Annotated in this window: 19 protein-coding genes and 1 pseudogene; 13 read left to right on the forward strand and 7 right to left on the reverse strand. The window is 64.9% G+C overall.

Annotation, left to right across the window (positions count from 1 at the left end; genetic code table 11):
• Positions 1-20: 20 nt before the first annotated feature.
• The gene (gene tatC, locus C3Y92_RS13910; RefSeq protein ID WP_129353492.1) at positions 21-1,196 is read left to right on the forward strand and encodes a twin-arginine translocase subunit TatC; all 1,176 of its coding nucleotides are present in this window, start codon (positions 21-23) and stop codon (positions 1,194-1,196) included.
• A 517-nt stretch (positions 1,197-1,713) separates the two neighbouring features.
• Positions 1,714-2,220 (forward strand): RlpA-like double-psi beta-barrel domain-containing protein, encoded by a 507-nt coding sequence (locus C3Y92_RS13915; RefSeq protein WP_129353494.1) that lies wholly within the window; start codon positions 1,714-1,716, stop codon positions 2,218-2,220.
• Between the two features lie 269 nt (positions 2,221-2,489).
• Here the strand turns inward: C3Y92_RS13915 and C3Y92_RS13920 are convergent, their stop codons facing one another.
• From C3Y92_RS13920 to C3Y92_RS13930, 3 genes are all read right to left on the reverse strand, one after another.
• Complete coding sequence (locus C3Y92_RS13920) at positions 2,490-2,699, reverse strand: hypothetical protein (protein ID WP_129353496.1); 210 nt, start codon at positions 2,697-2,699, stop codon at positions 2,490-2,492.
• A 515-nt stretch (positions 2,700-3,214) separates the two neighbouring features.
• Positions 3,215-4,501, reverse strand: a complete 1,287-nt coding sequence (locus tag C3Y92_RS13925; RefSeq protein ID WP_129353498.1) for a citrate synthase — start codon at positions 4,499-4,501, stop codon at positions 3,215-3,217.
• A gap of 224 nt (positions 4,502-4,725) precedes the next feature.
• On the reverse strand, positions 4,726-5,607 hold the full coding sequence (locus C3Y92_RS13930) for a formate dehydrogenase accessory protein FdhE (protein WP_129353500.1): 882 nt from the start codon (positions 5,605-5,607) through the stop codon (positions 4,726-4,728).
• A gap of 399 nt (positions 5,608-6,006) precedes the next feature.
• Between C3Y92_RS13930 and fdnG the strand changes: the two genes are divergently transcribed.
• From fdnG to C3Y92_RS13950, 3 genes are all read left to right on the forward strand, one after another.
• On the forward strand, positions 6,007-9,045 hold the full coding sequence (gene fdnG, locus C3Y92_RS13940) for a formate dehydrogenase-N subunit alpha (RefSeq protein ID WP_165352115.1): 3,039 nt from the start codon (positions 6,007-6,009) through the stop codon (positions 9,043-9,045).
• Positions 9,046-9,102: 57 nt separating this feature from the next.
• The gene (locus tag C3Y92_RS13945; RefSeq protein ID WP_129353505.1) at positions 9,103-9,831 is read left to right on the forward strand and encodes a 4Fe-4S dicluster domain-containing protein; all 729 of its coding nucleotides are present in this window, start codon (positions 9,103-9,105) and stop codon (positions 9,829-9,831) included.
• A gap of 132 nt (positions 9,832-9,963) precedes the next feature.
• Complete coding sequence (locus C3Y92_RS13950; protein WP_129353506.1) at positions 9,964-10,872, forward strand: formate dehydrogenase accessory protein FdhE; 909 nt, start codon at positions 9,964-9,966, stop codon at positions 10,870-10,872.
• Between the two features lie 285 nt (positions 10,873-11,157).
• On the opposite strand, the gene C3Y92_RS13955 is transcribed toward C3Y92_RS13950, so the two are convergent.
• The 4 genes from C3Y92_RS13955 to metX all read right to left on the reverse strand — a co-directional run bounded on the left by C3Y92_RS13955 (position 11,158) and on the right by metX (position 14,075).
• Positions 11,158-11,529: a hypothetical protein gene (locus C3Y92_RS13955; RefSeq protein ID WP_129353507.1), complete on the reverse strand. Its 372-nt coding sequence runs from the start codon at positions 11,527-11,529 to the stop codon at positions 11,158-11,160.
• Positions 11,526-12,203 (reverse strand): nucleotidyl transferase AbiEii/AbiGii toxin family protein, encoded by a 678-nt coding sequence (locus tag C3Y92_RS13960; protein WP_129353509.1) that lies wholly within the window; start codon positions 12,201-12,203, stop codon positions 11,526-11,528. Before C3Y92_RS13960 ends, C3Y92_RS13955 begins: the two co-directional genes overlap by 4 nt.
• 83 nt (positions 12,204-12,286) lie before the next feature.
• Complete coding sequence (gene metW / locus C3Y92_RS13965) at positions 12,287-12,892, reverse strand: methionine biosynthesis protein MetW (RefSeq protein ID WP_129353511.1); 606 nt, start codon at positions 12,890-12,892, stop codon at positions 12,287-12,289.
• Positions 12,882-14,075, reverse strand: coding sequence for a homoserine O-acetyltransferase MetX (gene metX / locus C3Y92_RS13970; protein ID WP_129353513.1), 1,194 nt, complete (start codon positions 14,073-14,075; stop codon positions 12,882-12,884). The genes metW and metX overlap by 11 nt, the downstream gene beginning before the upstream one ends.
• A gap of 160 nt (positions 14,076-14,235) precedes the next feature.
• Between metX and C3Y92_RS13975 the strand changes: the two genes are divergently transcribed.
• The 8 genes and pseudogenes from C3Y92_RS13975 to C3Y92_RS14005 all read left to right on the forward strand — a co-directional run bounded on the left by C3Y92_RS13975 (position 14,236) and on the right by C3Y92_RS14005 (position 22,004).
• A complete protein-coding gene (locus tag C3Y92_RS13975; RefSeq protein ID WP_129353515.1) occupies positions 14,236-15,216 on the forward strand; it encodes a lytic transglycosylase in 981 nt (326 codons plus the stop codon).
• Positions 15,217-15,570: 354 nt separating this feature from the next.
• Positions 15,571-15,942: pseudogene (locus C3Y92_RS21505) on the forward strand (MauE/DoxX family redox-associated membrane protein); the annotation flags it as partial.
• A gap of 75 nt (positions 15,943-16,017) precedes the next feature.
• Positions 16,018-16,533, forward strand: coding sequence for a rhodanese-like domain-containing protein (locus C3Y92_RS21510; protein ID WP_235669707.1), 516 nt, complete (start codon positions 16,018-16,020; stop codon positions 16,531-16,533).
• A 201-nt stretch (positions 16,534-16,734) separates the two neighbouring features.
• Complete coding sequence (locus tag C3Y92_RS13985; protein ID WP_129353519.1) at positions 16,735-17,304, forward strand: C-GCAxxG-C-C family (seleno)protein; 570 nt, start codon at positions 16,735-16,737, stop codon at positions 17,302-17,304.
• A 225-nt stretch (positions 17,305-17,529) separates the two neighbouring features.
• Positions 17,530-18,396: a M15 family metallopeptidase gene (locus tag C3Y92_RS13990; RefSeq protein WP_129353521.1), complete on the forward strand. Its 867-nt coding sequence runs from the start codon at positions 17,530-17,532 to the stop codon at positions 18,394-18,396.
• 333 nt (positions 18,397-18,729) lie between these two features.
• A complete protein-coding gene (locus C3Y92_RS13995; protein ID WP_129353523.1) occupies positions 18,730-19,674 on the forward strand; it encodes a hydrogenase small subunit in 945 nt (314 codons plus the stop codon).
• A 71-nt stretch (positions 19,675-19,745) separates the two neighbouring features.
• The gene (locus C3Y92_RS14000) at positions 19,746-21,440 is read left to right on the forward strand and encodes a nickel-dependent hydrogenase large subunit (protein WP_129353525.1); all 1,695 of its coding nucleotides are present in this window, start codon (positions 19,746-19,748) and stop codon (positions 21,438-21,440) included.
• A gap of 69 nt (positions 21,441-21,509) precedes the next feature.
• Positions 21,510-22,004, forward strand: coding sequence for a HyaD/HybD family hydrogenase maturation endopeptidase (locus C3Y92_RS14005; RefSeq protein ID WP_129353527.1), 495 nt, complete (start codon positions 21,510-21,512; stop codon positions 22,002-22,004).
• Positions 22,005-22,047: the final 43 nt, after the last annotated feature.

Genomic DNA, 22,047 nt, shown 5'->3' on the forward strand with positions numbered 1-22,047 from the left:
CTGCCGGAAACGAGGAGCGCATGACCGATACGCCCAAGCCCGTAGACGATCCTAAAGAGCTGCCCGAGGCCGCCCCTGCCGGCGACGCCTTGCCTGACACCGCCGCCGACACGCCGCCGCCGCCGTCCCCAGCTGTTGGCAGCGCTTCGGGCATGAAGGAAGCGCCGCTGCTGGAACATCTGGTGGAGCTGCGCCAACGCTTGGTGCGCTGCCTCATCGCCGTGGGCGTGGGGTTTGCGCTGAGCTATTCCTTTGCCGAGCGCCTGCTTGACGTGCTCCTCAAGCCCCTGATGGACGTCATGCCGGCCGGCAGCAAGCTCATCGCCACCAGCCTGCCCGAGACGTTTTTCACGGTCATGAAGCTGGCCATGGTGGCCGGCGCGTTCGTGGCCAGCCCCTATATCTTCTATCAGCTGTGGCAGTTCGTGGCCCCGGGGCTGTACAAAGAGGAACGCAAGATCATCATTCCCGTGGCCTTCGCCACGGCGGTGTGTTTCGTCGGCGGGGCGCTTTTCGGCTATTTCATCGTGTTCCCGTTTGGGTTTAAGTTCTTCGTGGACTACGCCTCGGACTACATCACGGTCATGCCGACCATCAGCGCCTATTTCTCCCTGGCCGTCACGCTGCTGTTCGCTTTTGGCGTCATCTTCGAACTGCCGGTCTTCATCTTTTTCCTCACCAGCCTGGGCATGGTCGGCACCAAGGCCCTGCGCAAATTCCGCCGCTGGGCCATCCTGTTGAGCTTCGTCGTGTCCGCCGTGCTGACGCCCACCCCGGACGCCATCAACCAGCTGCTCATGGCCGGCCCCATGATCGTGCTCTATGAGGTGGGCATCTGGGTGTCCTGGTTCGTGGACAAGCAACGATTGGAGGAAAAGGCCCGGCGCAAGGCCGAGCAGGAAGCCGCCGCCGACGGCGGCCCCAAGGAGCCGCCGCGTTCGCCCGACACGCCGGGCGCGCCCGAAGCCCCCGAAGCCACGGCAACCGCCGACGCCGACGCTGCCCCGGACGAGGCCGCAACAAACAGCGAGGCTCGGGCGACCAGCCCTGCCGACGCCGTCCCGGCCGATGTCGCGAGCGCGGACGACGCCGTGCCCACTGCCGCAGCGCCTACGGCCGACGCCCAGGAGGGCAAGAAGACCGCGGATGCCGACGCGGCCGCCAAGGACGACGGCCAAGGCCCCAAGGCCGGCTAGACCAAGCGCCGTTCCAAGGCCGAGAAGCACCACTTAGACATTGAAATAAAAAGACTCTTTCGGAGAAACTCCCAATCCGAAGCCTGTGGCGGGCAAAACAATCCGCGTTTTTTGCCCGCCGCCAACAGCCCGGCATCACGGACCATTCCGAAAGGGGAGCGCCATGCTCCCCTTTCGTTCGCGTCTAACGCGCCGCCAACCCGGCCTTTTTGGCAACCGACGGACCACCCGCCCCCGCCTTGACACGGCGTCCCGCAAACGCCATAGGTAGGCTACAGGCAGGCAAGGCCGCAGCGTCTTGCCCAAGCCCGCTTCCAAGACGACGCCAATGCGCGCGTCGCCCCGTCGCCGACAGTCGGCGGCCGGGGCATGTCTCGCGCCACGCGAGCCACTCCACCAACGCGGTCGACCGCGACGGCCGGGCCACACGCGCCCGACCTACAGCCGACGCCAACAGGCATCGATATGCCAGATGCCGGCGTCAACGGCGCGGTCGCCCCGAAGCCATGGAGCGACGATGCGACAAGCACGAATCGTGATAACCGCCCTGACCCTGCTCGTAACGTCCCTGTCCCTGCCGGGCTGCGCCACGGCCCGAGGCGGCAGCCAGCTTGCCGAGGCCGCCCCCTCGACGACCAAGAAAAAACCCGAGGAAGCGGCCGTGGGCCGCCTCGACGATCCCGGGTATCTCTTCGGCACGCGGCCGCTGGCGCCTTCCAAGTCCGTGCGCGTCAAGGCCCTGGCCTACACCGGCTGCTCGCCCAAGGCCAAGAACAAACGGGCCACGAAAGGCGCTTGGGGCGACGTGCTCACCCGGGACGGCAAGGCCGTGGCCGTTTCACCCGACCTCCTCGACATGGGCCTGGACCGGGGCGACCTCATCACCATCGAGGGCCTGGGGCAGTTCAAGGTTCTGGACATCATGCACGGCCGCCACGACAAGACCATCGACATTTTCTACGGCGACGACGCCTGCGGCGCGGTGCAGTGGGGCAAACGCACGCTGACCATCACCTGGCAGTGACGCCCCGGCCGGCCTGACGCGCCCGCCCTGTTGGCGCGCCCGCGACGCCTCCGTTGGCCAGCCCGGAGAGAGCGACGTTACGCCTTGCCGACAGCCTGGCGTGCACCGACGCCTTTTGAAGACCAGACTGTCCTGCACGCCCTCTCATGGCGTTCGGCAATGCGCCGCTTTCGCGGCGTTGTCGTCTGGCCCGGCCCCGTATCGCCGACAACGAAGAGCAAGCCGCCCTCCTTCTTCGCCCCTGGGCGTTGGCAACCCGGGGGGAGACGTCAGAACCCGGCTGGCAGCGCTTCCACCAGCACGTAGCGGGCGGCGAATCCCAAGGCATAGACCACGACAAAGGCCAGGAAGGCGGTCCGAAAGACGCCGGCCCCGCCGTTTTTTTCGGCCCGCCGGGCCAGGATGAAGCCCAGGACGGCGGCCAGCACGATGCCAAGCCCCAGGGCCGCCCCGACCACCGCCAACGACAACTCTTCCATGCCCCTGCCCTCCTGCCTGTTTCCCGCCTTGTAGCCCATTGGCGGCCATTGTCCACCTCGTGTCGCGTCCGCGAAAAGCGCATATGGTTTTTTGGAGTCAACGAGCTAAAACCATTTATTTTTCTTAAAAAATACTCTCGTATTTTGTAAGGGACGCGACACTCGTTTGCAGTCGCGCCCGGCCGGACAAGGCGATACGGCCAGGGGCATGAAAAAGCGCGCGCCCTTTCGAGCGCGCGCCGTGAAAAACCAGCGGTTTTTGCCGCAACGCCTGCGGGCGACAGGCTTGTCATAGGGCCGCGATAGTGACCCTGCCGCGATCGTTTCCTCGCCAGCCCGAACCGGCCGCCACCCACCTTCCCTTTTCTCTGCTGGCTGGGTCTTCGCCTGCCGGTCTTTAACCGACCGAGTTGCCGGCTACCAACGAGGCCCCTTTAAACCCTTCTTCCATTGCAGGAGTCCGGGGGGATCATCCCCCGGCCGCCGGAGGCGTATCTTCCCTCTGCCTCTCTCCCCTACCGCTGGTCCAGCGGCACGTATGGCCGGCGGGCCGGGCCGGTGTAGATCTGGCGCGGCCGGTGGATGCGGGTCGTGACGTCACGGTTTTCCTCGTGCCAGTGGGCGATCCAGCCGGGCAGCCGGCCGATGGCGAACATGACCGGGAACATGTTGACCGGGATGCCCAGGGCCCGCAGGATGATGCCGGAGTAGAAGTCCACGTTGGGGTAGAGCTTGCGGCTCTTGAAGTAGTCGTCGTTTAGGGCCGCTTCCTGGAGTTCCAGGGCGGCGTCCATGAGGGGGTCGCTGACGCCGGTTTCCAGCAGCAGGTTGTCGGCGGCCTTTTTGAGCACCTTGGCCCGGGGATCGAAGTTCTTGTAGACCCGGTGGCCAAAGCCCATGAGCCGTTTTTCCTTGCGCTTGACCATGTCCAGGAAGGTTTTGACCTTGTAGCGGCCGGCCATCATCTCGGTAAGCATCTGGATGACGGCGGCGTTGGCTCCGCCGTGCAGGCGTCCCCACAGGGCGCAGATGCCCGAGGACACGCTGGCGAACAGGTTGGCCTTGGTGGAGCCGACCATGCGCACGGTGGAGCAGGAGCAGTTCTGTTCATGGTCGGCGTGGACCACCAGAAACAGCGTCAGCGCCGCCACGGCCGCCTTGGTGGGCTCGTAGTCGCGGTTGGGCACGGAAAACATCATGTGCAGGAAGTTGCGGCAATAGCTGAGGTTCGGGTCGGGATACATGAACGGCAGGCCCAGGGATTTGCGGTAGCTGAAGGCCGCGATGGTGCGCACCTTGCTGATGAGCTTGGCCACGGCCAGGCGGAATTCGTCCGGGCTTTGGATTTCCAGCAGTTCGGGGTGGTAGTTGCCCAGGGAATTGATGACCGCCGACAAAATGGCCATCGGCTGGCCGCCGGGCTGAAACCCGTCGAAATGATGGAGCAAACCTTCGTGCAACAGCTCATGTTCGGACAACAGCCCGCGAAAGGCCGCACGTTCTTCGAGGGAGGGCAATTTGCCGAAGATCAGCAGCATGGCGGTTTCAATAAATGTGCTTTTTTCCGCCAATTGTTCGATGGGGATGCCGCGGTGTCGCAGGATGCCCTTTTCGCCGTCCACGAAGGTGATGGCCGACTGGCAGGAGCCGGTGTTGCCGTAGCCGGGATCGAAAGCCAGCAGCCCGGCGTCCTTTTCCAGGGAGGTGATGTCGATGCCGACTTCGCCTTCGCTGCCGACCAGCACGGGCAGTTCGATGGAAAGGTCGCCGTATTTGAGAATGGCGGCGTTGGATTTGGTCATGGTTTCTCCTCGGGCGCTCAGGATGCGGGAGAACGGCCCCAAGGGGCGCGGGGCCTTGATCAGTGCTTCGTCGACCGGCTTTTGTAGAAAAAAAATTCGGCCTTGTCTTCCCAAGAAATACGGCCCACCCCGCCGCCTTCCCCCGCCATCCTGAGCGCGACAGCGCCAAACATCCGAAATACCGTATCTTATGTGGCCTTTGCCTCAACCCTCGGGCGTCATCCCTAGCCCCAGACCATCTGCCGCCAATCCATGGTGGCCGGCCGGTGGCCGTGCTGGCGGGCCAAAAGTTCGATGGGCGTCAGGGTCAGGGCGGCCACCTCGGGTGGCAGGCCGGGCAGGGCCTCGGCCGCCAGTTCGCCCAGGAAATGGTTGCAGCGCCGGCACACGGCGACCCGCTCGCTCTCGTAGCCCGGCACGGCATAGACCTGCCCCTGGGGTCCCGGGGCCTCGCAGTGGGGGCATTCGCGGCGGGCAAAACGCCAGGTCGCGGCGCAAAAGGAGCAGGTCATGACTAGACCGGATGCGTCGCGCCGGCCATGGCCGGGCCAGGAGCCGCACACCGGGCAATAGCCCCGGTTCCAGGCCATGCCCTCGACCAGCGGGGCAAGCGCCCGGCCACGCGCCATGGCCAGGGGCGTGACCAGCTGCACGCACCAAAACCCGAGCACCCGGGGATCGACGCCAAGGGACCGGCCCAGGGCAATGAGCGCGGCGCGCCGGTCGGCCAGCAGATGGCCCACGGCCTCATCCAGGAATTCCGGCTCGCGGCAGGCGGCCTGGCCGACGTTGAGCAGATCGGCCCGGATGTCGCGAAAGCCGGCGGCCAGCACCGGATGCAGGGCCTCGAAGACCCGGCGCAGGGCCAGGCGGTCCATGGGGAATTCCTCGCGCGGCGAGAGGCTGGCCCCCTGCCCCAGGCGCACCGGATCGGGCTTGGGCAGGGGGACTGTCCCGGCCTCCCGGTCCAGCTCGGCCAAAAGCGGTTCCCGGGCCAGGAGCAAGCCCACGAAGGGATCGAGAAAAGCCCGGGCATGGGGCCGCTCCCTGCGCAAGCGCTGCACGGCGTCGGGGATGGACAGCAACTGATCGTCGGATTGGGTCATGACGCCTCCCCGGAGCGGCCCGGCGTTGGGTCGTGGCGGATCGCCCGGCAACATTGGGGCGGCCTGTTCTAGCCCAGGCGATGCCAAGAACCCCCGTCGGCGTCAAGGCGGGCCAGCGGCTGCGACAGCCCCTTCCAGGCTTTGTCCGCCAACCGGAGGCGCAAACTTTTTTCTTTGTATTTAAAATAACTTAGCTCGAAATTCCAGGCACTTGCGGCCCTATCGCATCAGTTTTCCAAATGAAACCGTGACTGCTTGTGCCAGATCTTGCGCAATCGGGATTGGTTTGACCGGCGGTAGCCTGCTTTTTATGACACTAATGTGCCTGATTAGACATAACACGTGGGATGCCGGGCGGTTTCGCCGCCTGATCGCTGGGGAACCTTTCAAGGAGGCCGTATGGGCATATCACGACGCGGATTTATGAAACTGACGGGGGCCGGTCTGGCCTGCCTGGGTCTTAAGGACCTGGGCCTGGACCCCCGTCCGGCGGCGGCGTACGCCACGACGCTGCGCATCGAAGGGGCCAAGGAATACCAGTCCACCTGCCCGTTTTGTTCGTGCGGGTGCAGCATTTTGATGTTCGTCAAGGACGGCAAGTTCTTAAGCTCCGAAGGCGACCCGGACTATCCGGTCAGCGAAGGGGCCCTTTGCCCCAAGGGCGCCGCTTTCCACTCCATGCACGTCAGCCATCACCGGATATTAAAGCCCAAGTACCGGGCTCCGGGCAGCGACAAGTGGGAAGAAAAGGACTGGGACTTCGTCCTGGACCGCATCGCCAAGCGCGTCAAGGAGACCCGCGACCGCGACTTCATGGAGAAAAACGACAAGGGACAGACCGTTAACCGGGTCGAGTCCATCTTCCACCTCGGCACCTCCCAGATGGACAACGAGGAGTGCGCCGTCACCCACCAAATGCTTCGCAGCCTGGGGGTCGTCCATCTCGACCACCAGGCCCGGGTCTGACACTCGCCCACTGTACCGGCTCTGGCAGAGTCGTTCGGACGCGGCGCGATGACCCAGCACTGGATTGACATCAAAAACGCCGACGTGGTGCTCATCATGGGCAGCAACGCGGCGGAACACCACCCCATCTCGTTCAAATGGGTGCTTGCGGCCAAGGACGCCGGGGCCACGGTCATTCACGTGGACCCCAAGTTCTCCCGCACCTCGGCCCGTTGCGATTTCCACGTGCCCCTGCGTTCCGGCACGGACATCGCATTCCTCGGCGGCCTCATGAAGTACATCATGGACAAGGATCTGTACTTCAAGGACTACGTCGTCGACTACACCAACGCTTCCTTTATCGTCTCCGAAGGCTTCAGCTTCAAGGACGGTCTGTTCTCGGGTTTCGATCCGGTCACTAAGACCTATGATCGCAAGACCTGGACCTTTGACAAGGACGAGAACGGCATTCCCAAGAAAGACAAGACGCTGCAGCACCCGCGTTGCGTCTTCCAGATGATGAAGCAGCACTATTCCCGCTACGGCATCGACACGGTTTCCGGCATCACCGGCGTGTCCAAGGAAAATCTGCTCAAGGTCTGGGACGCGGTGGCTTCCACGGGCAAACCGACCAAGGTTGCCACCATGATGTACGCCCTGGGCTGGACCCAGCATTCGGTGGGCGTGCAGAACATCCGCTGCGCCGGCATCCTCCAGCTGCTTCTGGGCAACGTGGGCATGGCCGGCGGCGGCGTCAACGCCATGCGCGGCGAGCCCAACGTCCAGGGTTCCACCGACCACGCCCTGCTCTATGACGCGCTCCCCGGTTACCATTCCGTGCCGACCACGGCCTGGCCGACCCTGGCCGACTACCTCAAGGCCAACACGCCGGTGACCAAGGACCCCAAGAGCGTCAACTGGTGGCAAAACCGGCCCAAGTACGTGGTGAGTCTGCTCAAGGGCTGGTTCGGCGACGCGGCCACCCCGGAAAACGAGTTCGGCTATGGCTGGCTGCCGAAAATCGAGCCCAACGTCGAGTACGCCAGCTTGTTCATGTTCGACAAGATGTACAAGGGCAAGATCAAGGGCGGGTTCATCTATGGCCACAACCCGGCCATGTCCATGCCCAACACCCACAAGATCAGAAAAGCGCTGAGTAACCTTGACTGGCTGGTCATCGGCGAGGCCCACGAGACCGAGACCTGCGCCTTCTGGCGCCAGCCCGGCACGGACCCCAAGTCCGTCAAGACCGAGGTTTTTATGCTGCCGTCGTGCCAGCGCGGCGAAAAGGACGGCACCACCTCCAACTCCGGCCGCTGGCACATGTGGCACTACAAGGGCTATGAGCCGGCCGGCGACAGCAAGCCCATGGGCTGGATGGTCGTCGAGATCATGAAGGGTGTGCGGTCCCTCTACAAGAAGGAAGGCGGTGCGTTCCCGACGCCCATCCTCAACGCCGACTGGTACGAGCAGTACGACGCGGACTTCATGGCCAAGAAGATCAACGGCCAGTTCACCCGCGACGTCACCATCGGCGACAAGCAGTACAAGAAGGGCGACCAGGTGCCGGCCTTTGCCATGCTGGCCGCCGACGGTTCCACCACCAGCCTGTGCTGGGTCTACGCCGGCAGCTACGGCCCCGGCGGCAACCTGACCAAACGCCGCGACCACACCCAAACGCCCATGCAGGCCAAGATCGGCCTGTTCCCGAACTACTCCTGGGCCTGGCCCGTCAACCGGCGCATCATCTACAACCGCGCCTCGGTGGACGTGAACGGCAAGCCGTTCAATCCGGCCAAGACCGTCATCGCCTGGGAAGAGGGCAAATGGATCGGCGACGTGCCTGACGGGCCGGCGCCCCCCATGGCCGATCCCAAGGGCGTGTATCCGTTCATCATGCATACCGAAGGCTTTGGTCAGCTCTTCGGCCCCGGCCGCGTGGACGGCCCCCTGCCCGAACACTACGAACCGGCGGAAACGCCCATCACGGCCAACCCCTTCTCCAAGCAGATGAGCAACCCCTGCATGAAGGTGGCGGAAAGCGACATCGACGCCCTGGCCAAAAACGGCGATCCGCGCTTTCCCATCGTGCTCACCACCTACAGCCTCACCGAGCACTGGTGCGGCGGCGGCGACACCCGCAACACCCCGGCCCTGCTCGAAGCCGAACCCCAGCTCTATGTGGAGATCAGCCAGGAGCTGGCCAAGGAAAAAGGCGTCAAAAATGGTGATGTCATCATCATTGAGACCCTGCGGGGCAAGGTCGAGGCCGTGGCCATGGTCACGGTGCGCATGACGCCGCTGACCGTGCAGGGCAAGACCCTTCACCTGATCGGGATGCCGTTTTGCTTCGGCTGGACCACCCCGGGCTGCGGCGACGCCACCAACCGCCTGACGGTTTCCGTGGCCGACCCCAACACCCGCATCCCCGAGTACAAGGCCTGCCTGTGCAACGTGCGCAAGGCCGACAAGGTGACGGAACTGCAACGCTAACGCGCATCGCGGCCGGGAGAAATTCTCCCGGCCGCGACTTATGAAGGGGAGTCCGCCATGCCCAAGGCGTTTTTCATTGATACTTCACGTTGCACGGCCTGCCGGGGTTGCCAGGTGGCCTGCAAGGAATGGCACCAGCATCAGGCCGTGCCCACGCTGCAACGCGGCACGCACCAGAACCCGCCCGACTTTACGCCGTACAACTACAAAATCGTGCGGTTTAGCGAACACAAGATCGACGGCAAGATCAAATGGCTGTTTTTCCCGGACCAGTGCCGCCATTGCCTGGTCCCGCCCTGCAAGGACGCCGCCGACGCCTACGTGCCCGGGGCCGTTGTCCAGGACGAGGCCACCGGCGCCGTGCTCTACACCGACAAGACCAAGCAGCTCACCATCGACCAGGCCCGGGAAGTGCGCGACGTGTGCCCCTACGCCATCCCCGTGCGCAACGAAGCCACCGGGATGCTCAGCAAGTGCGACTGGTGCATCGACCGCCAGCGCGCCGGCATGAAGCCCGCCTGCGTCAAGACCTGCTGCACCGGCTCCATGAACATCGGCGAGCGGGCCGACATGCTGGTCCTGGCCCGCCAGACCCTGGAAAAAGTGAAAAAGACCCACCCCGAGGCGACCCTTCTCGATGAAGACTACCTCGCGGTGATTTACCTCATTACCGAACCGCGCAAGCTGTACCACGAATTCGCCGAGCGCCGGGAGCAGATGCATCCCATGATCAGGCAAGCCTTCCTGGCCATGCTGGCCCGCCCCGCGTCGCGCCTTCGCGGATAACGCCGCCGTTCGTGTTCCCGCGGACCGGCCCGTCCGCCATCTGCCAGTGGCGTCCGGGCCGGTCCGTCTTTTCAGGCCAAAGGCTTTCGCCTATCCTGAAGAACTTTTCACTTTCTCCCCGAGGTTGCCTCCATGCGCATGCGCATTCCCCACGCTCCCCAGCCTGATCTGCCCGACATGCCGCCGCCGGACGCGTCCCAGGCCCTGGCCCAACCGTTCGTCGCCCTGGCCGCAGCGCGCCGCGACATCGCCGCCGGCCTGCCCCAGGGGCTTTTTGCCGTCGCTTATGACCCGGACCGCTTCGCCGCCGGCGAAACGCTTTTGGCCGACGTCGAGCCGGCCGTGCTCGTGCCGGGTTTCCTGGCCGCCGCCGAGAAGCTGCTGCCGGCCATGACCGGCATTTTCCCGGCCCTGTCCCGGGAAGCCGGGACGCTCGGCCAATTCCTGGCCCAGGGACCGCGCCTGGCCGGGGCGCTTGTGGCCGCCTTTTTCACCGACGCGGCCGAGGATTTCCAAGCCTTGGGCGCGGAAATGGGCATCCGGCCGGAGACGCTGCTGTTTTTGACCCAGGAGATCGTCGCCACGGTGCTGCGGGCCGAAGCCCCCGGCATCGCCGCCCTGGCCGACGACGCGCTGTGGCGCAAGAGCCACTGCCCGGTATGCGGCTCCGCCCCGGACCTGGGCCTGCTCAAGGAGCAGCCCGAGCCGTCGGAGTTCCTCATCGCCAAGGCCGGGCGGCTGATGCTCCACTGCTCGCTGTGCGGCCATCTGTGGCGCTTTCCCCGGCTCACCTGCCCGACCTGCGGCGAGACCGATCACGAAAAGCTCGAGCTCTTCATGCCCGAAGGCCGGGCGCGCGAGCGCATCCACGCCTGCACCACCTGCCGCCGCTATTTCGTGGTGACCAACCGGGTGGACAGCGATCTGGCCTTCGACCCCGACGCCCTGGGGCCGGCCCTGGCCCACCTCGACGCCGCCGCCCGGGAGCGGGGCTACGAGCCGGTCTGCGTCATGCCCTGGAACCAGTTCGAAGCGTCGTAAATCCGCCGCACCCGCCCAAAGGACGAACGCGCCCGCCGTCAGAAGACAGCGGGCGCGTTTTGCGTCGGATGCGGCGTGCGTTGTCGGCGGGAGCGCGGCTCTTTGCGGCGACGCCGGGGGATTATCCTGTCTCCTGGCCTGGGGCAAAGCCGACAAGGCACGCCCCGCCGCCGTCCGGTCGGGTCATGCCAATGCCATTTCTCAAACAAAAGCAAATGGCAAACAACCCATTGATTCAATTGTCTATTTCTACAACACAACTGTCGTCATGTTGTAGAATAGGCGTTACGCGCCTGAGGCCGTCCCGGTCGGAACCGGCGCGCCGTCCGGGGCGCAACCGGACTCGGACGCGGCCGGTTCGGCGGAAAACCGCCCGCCCCGGGTCGGCAGGGGCGGTGCGGGACGACGCCCGTAGCGCAAATGCCAATAGGCCCAGGAGCGGACGTCAAAAACGCCTGGCGGAGCGTTATCCAGGGCCTCGCGGTATTCCTGCGGCCCGACCAGCCCTTCCAGACGGCGCAAATCCTCAATGCCGCCATAGGTCATGACATGGGCCAGGAAATGCCTGGGATCGGCCAGGGCTTCGGCCGGCTCCTTGAACCAGACCACGCGCCGGGCCACCTCCAGCAATTCCGGGGTTTCGGGCAGCGGCTTCATGGGCGGGACTCCGACTCGGGCCCGGGCCTTGGCTTGAAAGGCGCGAGCACCGGCAGCCGCCCAGGGTCCACACCGGCCACGGCGGCGCGCAAACGTGCGCGCACGTCCTCCGGCAAGGTCGGCACATCGTCGAAATAGCTGAGCGCCTTAAGCGAAATCAGGGGATTGAAGCTTGCGCCGTACACGACCCGTCCGGCGGCCAGGGCCGTGGCCAAGTCGAGTCCATGGCGCAGCAAGGTGTCGATGTCGCGGTAGTCCTTGGCCTCGGCCCGTTGCTGCACCACCGCGACTTTGGTTCCGGCGATGTCCGCCAGGGAGGCGGCCCAGACCTTGCTCCCCAGGGCCTGCTGCCTTGGCGCGACCTGTCCGAGACCAAGTGCGCCAAAAAACGAAACCAGCACCGGCCCGCCGCGATCCACCCGGCAGGTCAGGGTGTTGGCCGCAACCTGCACCTGTTCGGCGTCCAGCAGATACGGTACGTCCCGGGCGAGCCGCCTGGGGTCAAAAGGCTCATTGGAAAAAAAGTCGAAATCAACCGAAACGCGGTGCCCCAGGCGCAGTGCCAGGGCCGTGCCGCCGTAGAGGGTGAACTGCCCGGGGGTGGCGTCAAGTTCCGGCCACAGCCGGCGCTGGGCCTGCGGCAGGATGTCCAGCATTGGGGAGAAAACGTCCATGCCCGCATCCTATCCGATGGCGAAGCGGCGCGGCAACGGATTTTGCCCCCGCCTGCCGTCGGGACTCCTGCCAGACTCCAGCCCTACGCCCCCCGCCGGGACAGCATAAACATGCCGTAGGTGGCCAGCAGGTTCGGCAAAAAGGTCACCACCGCGCCCTTCTCGTGGTGGTGCGGCGTGCTCACCGCTGTCTCGCGTTCGATGGCAAAGCCTTCCTTGCGGCAAAAACGCCGAAAGTCCCGGATGGTGATGACCCGGATGTTGGGCGTGTCGTACCACTCGTAGGGCAGCTCCCGCGACACCGGGGCCCGGCCGCGAAACAGCAGCTGCCCCCGGATGCGGTAATAGGCGAAATTGGGGAAGCTCACGATGCCGCGCTTGCCCACCCGCAGCATCTCGCGGATGAGCCGGGCCGGCTCGTAGACCTGCTGCAAGGTCTGCGAGAGGATCACGTAGTCGAAATGGCCGTCGGGATAGTCGGCCACTTCCTCGTTGATGTCCCCGTGCAGAATCGACAGTCCCTTCTCGATGCCCTGGCTGACCTTGCCCTCTTCCCGCTCGATGCCCGTGCCGCGCACGCCCTTGTCCACCGACAGGATATGGAGCAGATCCCCCGAGCCGCAGCCGAGATCCAGGACTTTCGAGCCGGGCTCGATCCAGGAGGCGATGATGGACAGGTCATAACGCACGGGCGTCCTCCTTGGCGGCGTCGACCAAAGCCCGGTCCAGGAAGCGGGCGATCATGCCCGAAAGGCGGGCGTTTGGCAGCAAAAAGGCGTCATGCCCCCACTTGGCCTCCAGCTCCACGAAGCTTACGTCCAGGCCGTTTTTCTTCATGGCCTGGACCATGGCCCGGGACTGGTAGGTGGGATAAAGCCAGTCCGAGGAAAAGGAGGCCACCAGATAGCGGCACTTGGCCTTGGCAAAGGCGGCCACGGCCGAGCCGCAGCCGTGGCTGGCCTCCAAATTGAAATAATCCGCCGCCTTGGTGATGTAGAGAAAGGAATTGGCGTCGAAGCGGTCCACGAACTTCTGGCCCTGGTAGCGCAGGTAGGATTCCACCTGGAAATCGGGCTCCTCCAGGACAAAGGAGTTCTCGCAGCGGTCCTGGAGCCGGCGGTCGAACTTCTGGCGCATGGCTTCGTCGGACAGATAGGTGATATGCCCGATCATCCGGCCAACGGCCAGGCCGTGGGCCGGCGGCACGCCGTCGTAGTAGTTGCCGCCGTTCCAGTTGGGGTCGGCCATGATGGCCTGCCGGGCGACCTCGTTAAAGGCGATGGCCAGGGCCGAATGCTTGGTGGTGGTGGCCAGGGGCACGGCCGTGCGCACCATGTCCGGGTAGCGCACCGACCATTCCAGGGCCTGCATCCCGCCCATCGAGCCGCCGACCACGCTTAAGAGTTTCGTCACGCCCAGGTGTTCGACCAGCCGCTTTTGCGCCCGCACCATGTCGCCGATGGTGATGACCGGAAAGGTCAGGCCATAGGGCTGGCCCGTGGCCGGATCAAGCGAGGAAGGCCCCGTGGATCCCATGCAACCGCCGATGACGTTGGAGCAGATGACGTAGTAGCGGTCGGTGTCGATGGGCTTGCCCGGGCCGATCATGATGTCCCACCAGCCGGGTTTGGCGTCGCCGGGCTCGTAGTAGCCGGCGGCGTGGGAATCGCCGGTGAGTGCATGGAGCACGAGCACGGCGTTGTCGGCCCGTTCGTTTAACTGGCCGCAGGTCTCGTAGGCCAGGACCACCGGCCCCAGGGCGCGCCCGGATTCGACCGTCAGCGGGCTGTCGGCTTCGGCCACCGTGAAAAACCGCTTTTCCACCCGGCCGACGCTGGTTCCCGATGGGGAATGTTCGATGTATTCGCTCATGAAAGCCTCGTGCCCAGTCTCCTACCAGCCCGGGCGGGAAAGTCAAAGGGAGGCCGCGCGCCAAGCCATTTCCGCCCCCGCCCGCCAATGGCGTCGGGACTGTACGGGAGAGGCGCTTCGGCGTAGACTGTCCCCAACGCCAATGGAGGACCGAAGTCTCATGCCCATCAGACGCCTTGCCGCGCTGCTCGCGCCCCTGGCCCTGTCCATGACCCTGGCCGCCGGCCCGGCCCTGGCCGCCGAACCCGACAAAAAACCCGCCGACTTCCGGGGTGTGGTCTGGGGCGCGCCGGCCTCGTCCCTGGCCGACCTCAAGCCCATCGACCGCGATGGCGACATCATCCACGGCGAACGCGCCGGCGAGAAAAAAGAACTCGGCGGCATGCCGCTCAAAAACGTCACCTATTCCTTTTTCAAGGACCAGTTCTACCACGCCGAAATCGGCTACGACGCCCCCGGAGCCTCCGAGGCCCTGGAAAAGGGCTTGGTCGCCAAATACGGACCGCCCGACGCCACCCGCCGCAAGACCGACGCCACCGGCCACCCCTACGAAGTCTCCACCTGGAACTGGCCCGGCGCGGTCTTTATCGGCCACCGCCGTGACCTTGGCGGCAACGCCGGCCGCGTGTTCTATTTCTACGCCCCCCTGACCGAAGCCTCGGCCAAGACCCAACCAAGCCTGGGCCAGACCGCCAAGGCCCCGGCTGAAGCCGCCGCCCCGGCCTCGGGCGAGGGCAGCTACCGCGTCAAGAAAGGCGACAGCCTGGAGCGCATCGCCAAAAAACAGGGCACGACCGTCGCCGCCATCGAGGCCGCCAACCCGGGCCTGACCGATAAAAACCTCAAGGCCGACGCGTCCATCAAGCTGCCCGGCAAAAGCGGCGATAAGCCCCCCAAAAAGCCCGCCCCCCCGTTGCTCCCCGGCCAGTACATCGAATACACCGTCAAGGAAGGCGAAATCCTGTCCAAGGTGGCCAACGCCCACGGTGCGCGCTCCCGCGACGTCATCGCCGCCAACCCCGACATCGAACCCGACAACATCCGCCCGGGCACGGTGCTGCGCATCCCGGTCAAGAAAGACGCGCCCAAGCCGGAACAAAAAGGCGAGGAAATCGAAGTCGTCGCGCCTGCGGCGCAGTAAAGGGAAGAGGGAAGAGTGCCTCCGGCGGCCGGGGGCCTGAGGCCCCCGGACCCCCCAAATGAAGAAGGGGTAAAGGGGGCTGGCCGTTCACCTGCGCGGCGGCACATCACAATACAAGCGTTTAGCCGCGCGAATACGCGCCTCACAAGATCGGCCGGTCCACAGGATCGGCCGATCTTGTTTGGCGAGGACCCCGGCCAAACGAACGCATCACGTTTGTCGATGTGTTGCCGGCAAAGGCATCGAACTTCCGTATTTGTCGCTGCCGCTGCGGCATGGTAAGCCGTTGGAATTAAATTCTCCAGACGGTTGACCGACATGCGACATATCGCCGCCCTTCTCACCTCGCTGTGGATGTACCGAGCCGTGCGTGCCGCCCTGGCCGTGGCCTTCATCGTGGCCGGCGTGTTCAAGCTCGCCGATCAACGATCCTTTGTCCTGACCATCAAGGCCTTTGGCGTACTGCCCACCGACCTCGTCAAACCCGTGGCCGCCGCCATGCCGGTATTGGAGATCGTCGGCGGCCTGCTGCTGCTTTTTGACCTCCCCGGCGGACTGGCCGTCATTGGCGGACTGCTCCTGCTGTTTATCGCCGTCATCGTCAACGCCATCCGCCAGGGCCTGGACATCGACTGCGGCTGCTACGGCCCGGGCGACGTCGAGGGCGAAGTGTACCACGGCCTGTGGCCGACGCTGTGGCGTGATCTCGTCATGCTGGCCGGAGTCGCCTACTGCCTGGCCTGGCGGGCCGGCCGCAACCGCCCGCCCCATCCGCCAACCCGCAACCCCCAAGGAGTCTTCATGCGCGCCTGCAAACTGATCCTGGCCCTGGCCGCCGTCCTGGCCCTGGCCGTTCCCGCCCTGGCCGACAAATTCGAGGACGAAGCCGCCAAGGAAAAAGAAGCCGTCAAACTCGTGCGCGACACCCAGAAGGCCGGCTACGGCCTGGTGACCACCGAGGAACTCAAGAAGTGGATGGACGAGAAAAAGCCCATGGTCATCGTGGACACCATGCCCTTTGAGGACAGCTTCAAAAAGGAACACGTCCCCGGCGCGGTCAGCTTCGTCTTCCCCATTCCCGACATGACGACCTGGGACGCCAAGGAAACCGGCGGCAAGACCGAGGCCGACTACGAAAAGCTGCTTGGCCCGGACAAGAACAAGACCATCGTGGTCTACTGCGGCTTCGTCAAATGCACCCGCAGCCACAACGGCGCGGTCTGGGCTCAAAAGCTCGGCTACAAAAACGTCGTGCGCTACCCCGGCGGCATCTTCGCCTGGAAGGGCGCGGCCTACCCCGTCGAAGCCGTGAAGTAAGGACGCCAACGCGGGGCGTTGCCCCGCGCCCCACCGGGGGGGGATCATCCCCCCCGGTCCCCCTGGCAAGGGGATGCTCCGGGGGGTCAAACCCTGCGGCCAGCCGGGAGCCCCGGGAAAAGCAGCGGCAGGCACAGCCCCCCTCCTTCGGCCGACCACCCCCTTGCTTGTCCACACCGCCCGCAACCGGTAGAAGAAACTATGAACGCGCCATTTTCCGACACCGCCCGTATCGACGCCCTGGCCCTTGGCGTGGCCGACAAGGCGTCCAAGCTTTTCACCCACCGCAAGCTCCTGTGCGCCGAGGCCATCCTGGTGGCCGTCAACGAGACCTTTGGCTCGCCCATAAGCGAGGACCAGGCCGTGGGCATGGCCGCCGGACTCACCGCCGGCTTGGGCGACCAGGGCTGCCTGTGCGGGGCCGTGGCCGGGGCCTGCGCCGCCATCGGCGTCCTGTGCGCCCGGGGCGACCATGCCGCCTCCCGGGCCGGCGTGCGCCTGGAGTCCGCCGCCGTCCACCAGGCCTTCACCGAACGCCACAAGTCGTCGTGCTGCCGGGTGCTGACCAAGCATGTGAAAAACGACGCAAGCGCCCACATGGTCCAGTGCGCCGCGCTCACCGGCTACGGGGCCGAACTGGCCGTGCGCTCCGTCCTGCGCCTGCGCCCGGAGTTGCTGGACTGCCCAGAGGCGGCCCTGGCCGCCGAAGCCCCGGCGTGCGCCCGGGTGCGCTGGCTGCTGTCGCTTTTTTGCCGCAAGAAAGCCGGCTGACCGCCTCCCGCAGCCGCATTTTCGGGCTAAACTGCCGGCTGTCTTCGCTTGCCCCGCCCTTCCCTATCCCGCTGCTCCCGCCGGCTCCTGGTCCGTTTCTGCCGAACCGGCAGCCTCCTCGCTTTTGGCTTGCGCCGCGCCAACCCAGCTCGTCCGCCCGACGCTTTGGACTTCACTTCCACGCCGGGCCGCCGTATGCCTGCCCCAAACGTGAGGAGACCCGCCATGTCCATTCGCCCTTTGCGCGCCTTCTGGCTCGCCGCGCTGCTGCTTGCCGCCCTGGCCGCCCCGGCCTCGGCCCAGACCCTTTCCGCCAAGGCCGCCCGCGATCTGGCCGTCCTGGCCACCGCCTATCCGGGCCTTGTGACCGCCATCGAAGTCGATGCGGCCGGCCGGACCACCGTTGTCCTCAACGACGGTACGCGTTTACCCTATGACGACGGCCGGGCCAAATCGCCCGAGGAATTGCTCGATCATCCCGACATCAAGGACATGCTGGCCGAACCGTACGCCCTAGGGCCGGTGACGGCCGAGCCGGCCCAGGGTTTTTCCCCGGGACGGCGGCGCGTCGAGCCGCTATTCCTGGCGCTTTATGGCCACGACAAGCAGCAGGTGACGGCCAACTGCCGCCCCGTCTCGTTCCTGGGCCAGACCATGGCCTTTAACACGCGCTTCGGCGCGGCCGAGGCCTTTGCCCGGGTTTCGGCCCGGCTCGGCCAGATGACAACCGCCGATTCGTCCTTGCGCCGCCATCTGCTTCCGGCCTCGGGCGGCGTGGTCTGGCGGGTCATCGCCGGCACGCGCAGATTGTCCGTGCATGCCTTCGCCGCCGCCGTGGACGTCAGCCCCAAGGGCAACCCATACTGGCGCAATCTGCCGCGCGGCACGAACATGTTGGCCACGCGCCAGGCCTTCCCGGTTGCCATCGTCGCGGCTTTCGAAGCCGAGGGGTTCATCTGGGGCGGCAAGTGGTCGGAGTTTGACCTCATGCACTTCGAGTACCGGCCGGAGCTGATCCTGCTGGCCCGGCTGGCGCGCGGCGAAAACCTGCCGCTGGCCGACATCCGCGGCCTTGTGAAAGCCGTGCGCTGAAGAAACTTGAGCATACTTTTATCAAAACAATAACACTTAATGGCCAGTATTTTTTTATTCATATCCAGAACTTCTTCCAGGGCAGATAGCTCGTAACACCCTCGAATCACGTGAAAAATTTACCATTCCCCATTGACGTCACAACCATTTCGTGATGAACTGCCAAAGGGAACACTAACTAGGCAGCGGCATAGGCATATGCCGCCAGTCCGGACGGCGCGGCTTGGCCGTCGCGCCCGGCAGGCGCCGAAGCGAGGGAACGATGCAACACGGCCTGGACGCCTCCATCAGTCGTCGGGGTCGTGCCCCTTCGTAAAACCAAGGAGGACGTTTATGAACTTTTCCGTGGGTCTTGGCAGGGATGATGCGGAAAAACGGCTTGAGCGAAACGGCGTCTCCCGCCGCGACTTCATGAAATTCTGCGCCGCCGTGGCCGCGGCCATGGGCATGGGTCCCGCGTTCGCGCCCAAGGTAGCGCAGGCGCTGACGGCCAAACGCCGGCCGTCGGTCGTGTGGCTGCACAACGCCGAGTGCACCGGTTGCACCGAAGCGGCGCTGCGCACCATCAAACCGTTCATTGATTCGCTGATCCTGGACACCATCTCCCTGGATTACCAGGAGACCATCATGGCCGCCGCCGGCGACGCCGCCGAGGACGCGCTGCACAAGGCCGTGGAATCCCCCGACGGCTTCTACCTCGTGGTCGAAGGCGGCTTGCCCACCATCGACGGCGGCAACTGGGGCATGGTTTCCGGCCATCCGATGCTCGCCACCACCAAGAAGCTGGCCCCCAAGGCCAAGGGCGTCATCTGCATCGGCACCTGCGCCGCCTACGGCGGCATCCAGAAGGCCAAGCCCAACCCGAGCCAGTCCATCAGCGTCACCGAGGCCACCGGCCTGGCCACCATCAACATCGCCGGCTGCCCGCCCAACCCCATCAATTTCATCGGCGCCGTGGTCCATGTCCTGGAAAAGGGCATCCCCGAGCTTGATTCCAACGGCCGCCCGAAGATCTTCTTCGGCGAGCTTGTCCACGACAACTGCGAACGCCTCAAGCACTTCGAGAACTCCGAATTCGCCCCCTCCTTTGACTCCGAGGAAGCGAAAAAGGGCTACTGCCTCTACGAACTCGGCTGCAAGGGTCCGGTCACCTACAACAACTGTCCCAAGGTCCTGTTCAACCAGGTCAACTGGCCCGTCAAGGCCGGCCACCCCTGCATCGGCTGCAGCGAGCCGGACTTCTGGGACACCATGACCCCCTTCTACGAGCAGGGCTAACCCCCCCGCCTCGGCAAAGGGACCACCGGACAACACACCAGCACCGAACGTTTTCGTGACGGAGGAAGCATATGGCTGAGAGCAAACCCACGCCGCAATCGACCTTCACCGGCCCCATTGTGGTCGATCCCATCACCCGCATCGAAGGTCACCTGCGGATCATGGTCGAAGTGGAAAACGGCAAAGTCAAGGACGCCTGGAGTTCCTCGCAACTCTTCCGCGGCCTGGAAATCATCCTCAAAGGCCGCGATCCTCGCGACGCCCAGCACTTCACCCAGCGCGCCTGCGGCGTGTGCACCTACGTGCACGGCCTGGCCTCGACCCGCTGCGTCGACGACGCCGTCAAGGTCAACATCCCGGCCAACGCCCGCATGATGCGCAACCTGGTCATGGCCTCCCAGTATCTCCATGACCACCTGGTCCACTTCTATCACCTCCACGCCCTGGACTGGGTGGACGTGACCAACGCGCTCAAGGCCGATCCGGTCAAGGCCGCCAAGCTGGCCGAAACCATCGCCCCGGCCCGCCCCGGCAACTCCGCCGAAAGCCTCAAGGCCGTTCAGGACAAACTGAAAGCCTTCGTGGAAACCGGACAGCTCGGCATCTTCACCAACGCCTACTTCCTCGGCGGCCACAAAGCCTACTACCTGCCGCCCGAAGTCGATCTCATCGCCACCGCCCACTACCTGGAAGCCCTGCACATGCAGGTCAAGGCGGCCAGCGCCATGGCCATTCTCGGCGGCAAGAACCCCCACACCCAGTTCACCGTCGTGGGCGGTTGCTCCAACTACAACGCCATGTCCAAGGACGCCCTGGCCAACTACCTGTCACTGACCCAGGAAGTCTGCAAGTTCGTCAATGACGTCTACATCCCCGATCTGCTGGCCGTGGCCGGCTTCTACAAGGATTGGGGCGGCATCGGCGGCTGCACCAACTACATGGCCTTCGGCGAGTTCGCCACCGACGAAAGCACCCCCGAAAAGCACATGGAGTCGTCGTTCTTCCCGGCCGGCGTCATCATGAACCGCGACCTCGGCAAGGTGGACAAGGTCGATCTCGGCGCCATCTACGAAGACGTCAAGTACTCCTGGTACAAGCCCGGCGCCGACGGCCTGCACCCCTACGACGGCGTCACCGATCCCAAGTACACCAAGCTCGACGACAAGGACCACTACTCCTGGATGAAGGCCCCCCGCTACAAGGGCAAGGCCATGGAAGTCGGTCCCCTGGCCCGGTGCTTCCTGGCTTACGCCAAGGGACAGCCCGAGTTCAAAAAGATCATCGACACCGTCCTGACCAAGCTCTCCGTCCCGGCCACGGCCCTGCACTCGACCCTGGGCCGCACCGCCGCCCGCGGCATCGAGACCGCCATCGTCGCCGCCAAGATGGAAACCTGGATCAAGGAATTCGCCGACAGCTCCGCCAAGGACAACACCTTGTGCGCCAAGTGGGAAATGCCCGGCGAATCCAAGGGCGTGGGCCTGTGCGACGCCCCTCGCGGCGCGCTGTCCCACTGGATCCGCATCAAGGACAAGAAGATCGACAACTTCCAGCTCGTCGTGCCCTCCACCTGGAACCTCGGCCCCCGCGGCGCCGCGGGCGACAAGAGCCCGGTCGAGGAAGCGCTGATCGGCACTCCCATCGCCGATCCCAAGCGCCCCGTCGAAATCCTGCGCACGGTCCACGCCTTCGATCCCTGCATCGCCTGCGGCGTGCACGTCATCGAACCCGAGACCAACGAAATCCTCAAGTTCAAGGTTGTCTAACCCGCAACCCCAAGCCTATCCTTGGAGAACCCGGCCCCGGCCGGGTTCTCCCTTTTTCAAGGAGCACCCATGACCGACTCCAGCCGCAAAATCCTCATCCTCGGCGTCGGCAACATCCTCTACGCCGACGAAGGCGTCGGCGTGCGCGCCGTGGAACGCCTGCTGGAAACCTACGATTTCTCCGACAACGTCACCCTCATGGACGGCGGAAACCTCGGCATGCGGCTCATGCAGCCGCTCATGGACAGCGACTACTGCATCGTCCTCGACGCCGTGCTCGGCGGCGACCAGCCCGGCACCATCTACCGGTTCACTGGCGAGGATCTGCGCAAATCCCTGGCCTTCAAGGACTCCATGCACCAGTCCGACCTCGTCGATACCCTCATCTACTGCGAACTCGTCGGCAAACGGCCCGAAACCGTGGTCATCGGCATGGAACCCTACGATTTCAAGAACATGAGCATCGAACTCACCGACATCGTCGCCGACCGGCTGCCCGCCATGCTCGACATCGCGCTCAAAGAACTCGCCGAAGCCGGCGGCGTCGCCACGCCCAAGGCGTAGGGCGAAAAAGAGAAGAAGCCTCCGGCGGCCGGGGGGATTATCC

It is taken from the genome of Solidesulfovibrio carbinolicus, assembly GCF_004135975.1.
Classification (GTDB): Bacteria; Desulfobacterota; Desulfovibrionia; order Desulfovibrionales; family Desulfovibrionaceae; genus Solidesulfovibrio; species Solidesulfovibrio carbinolicus.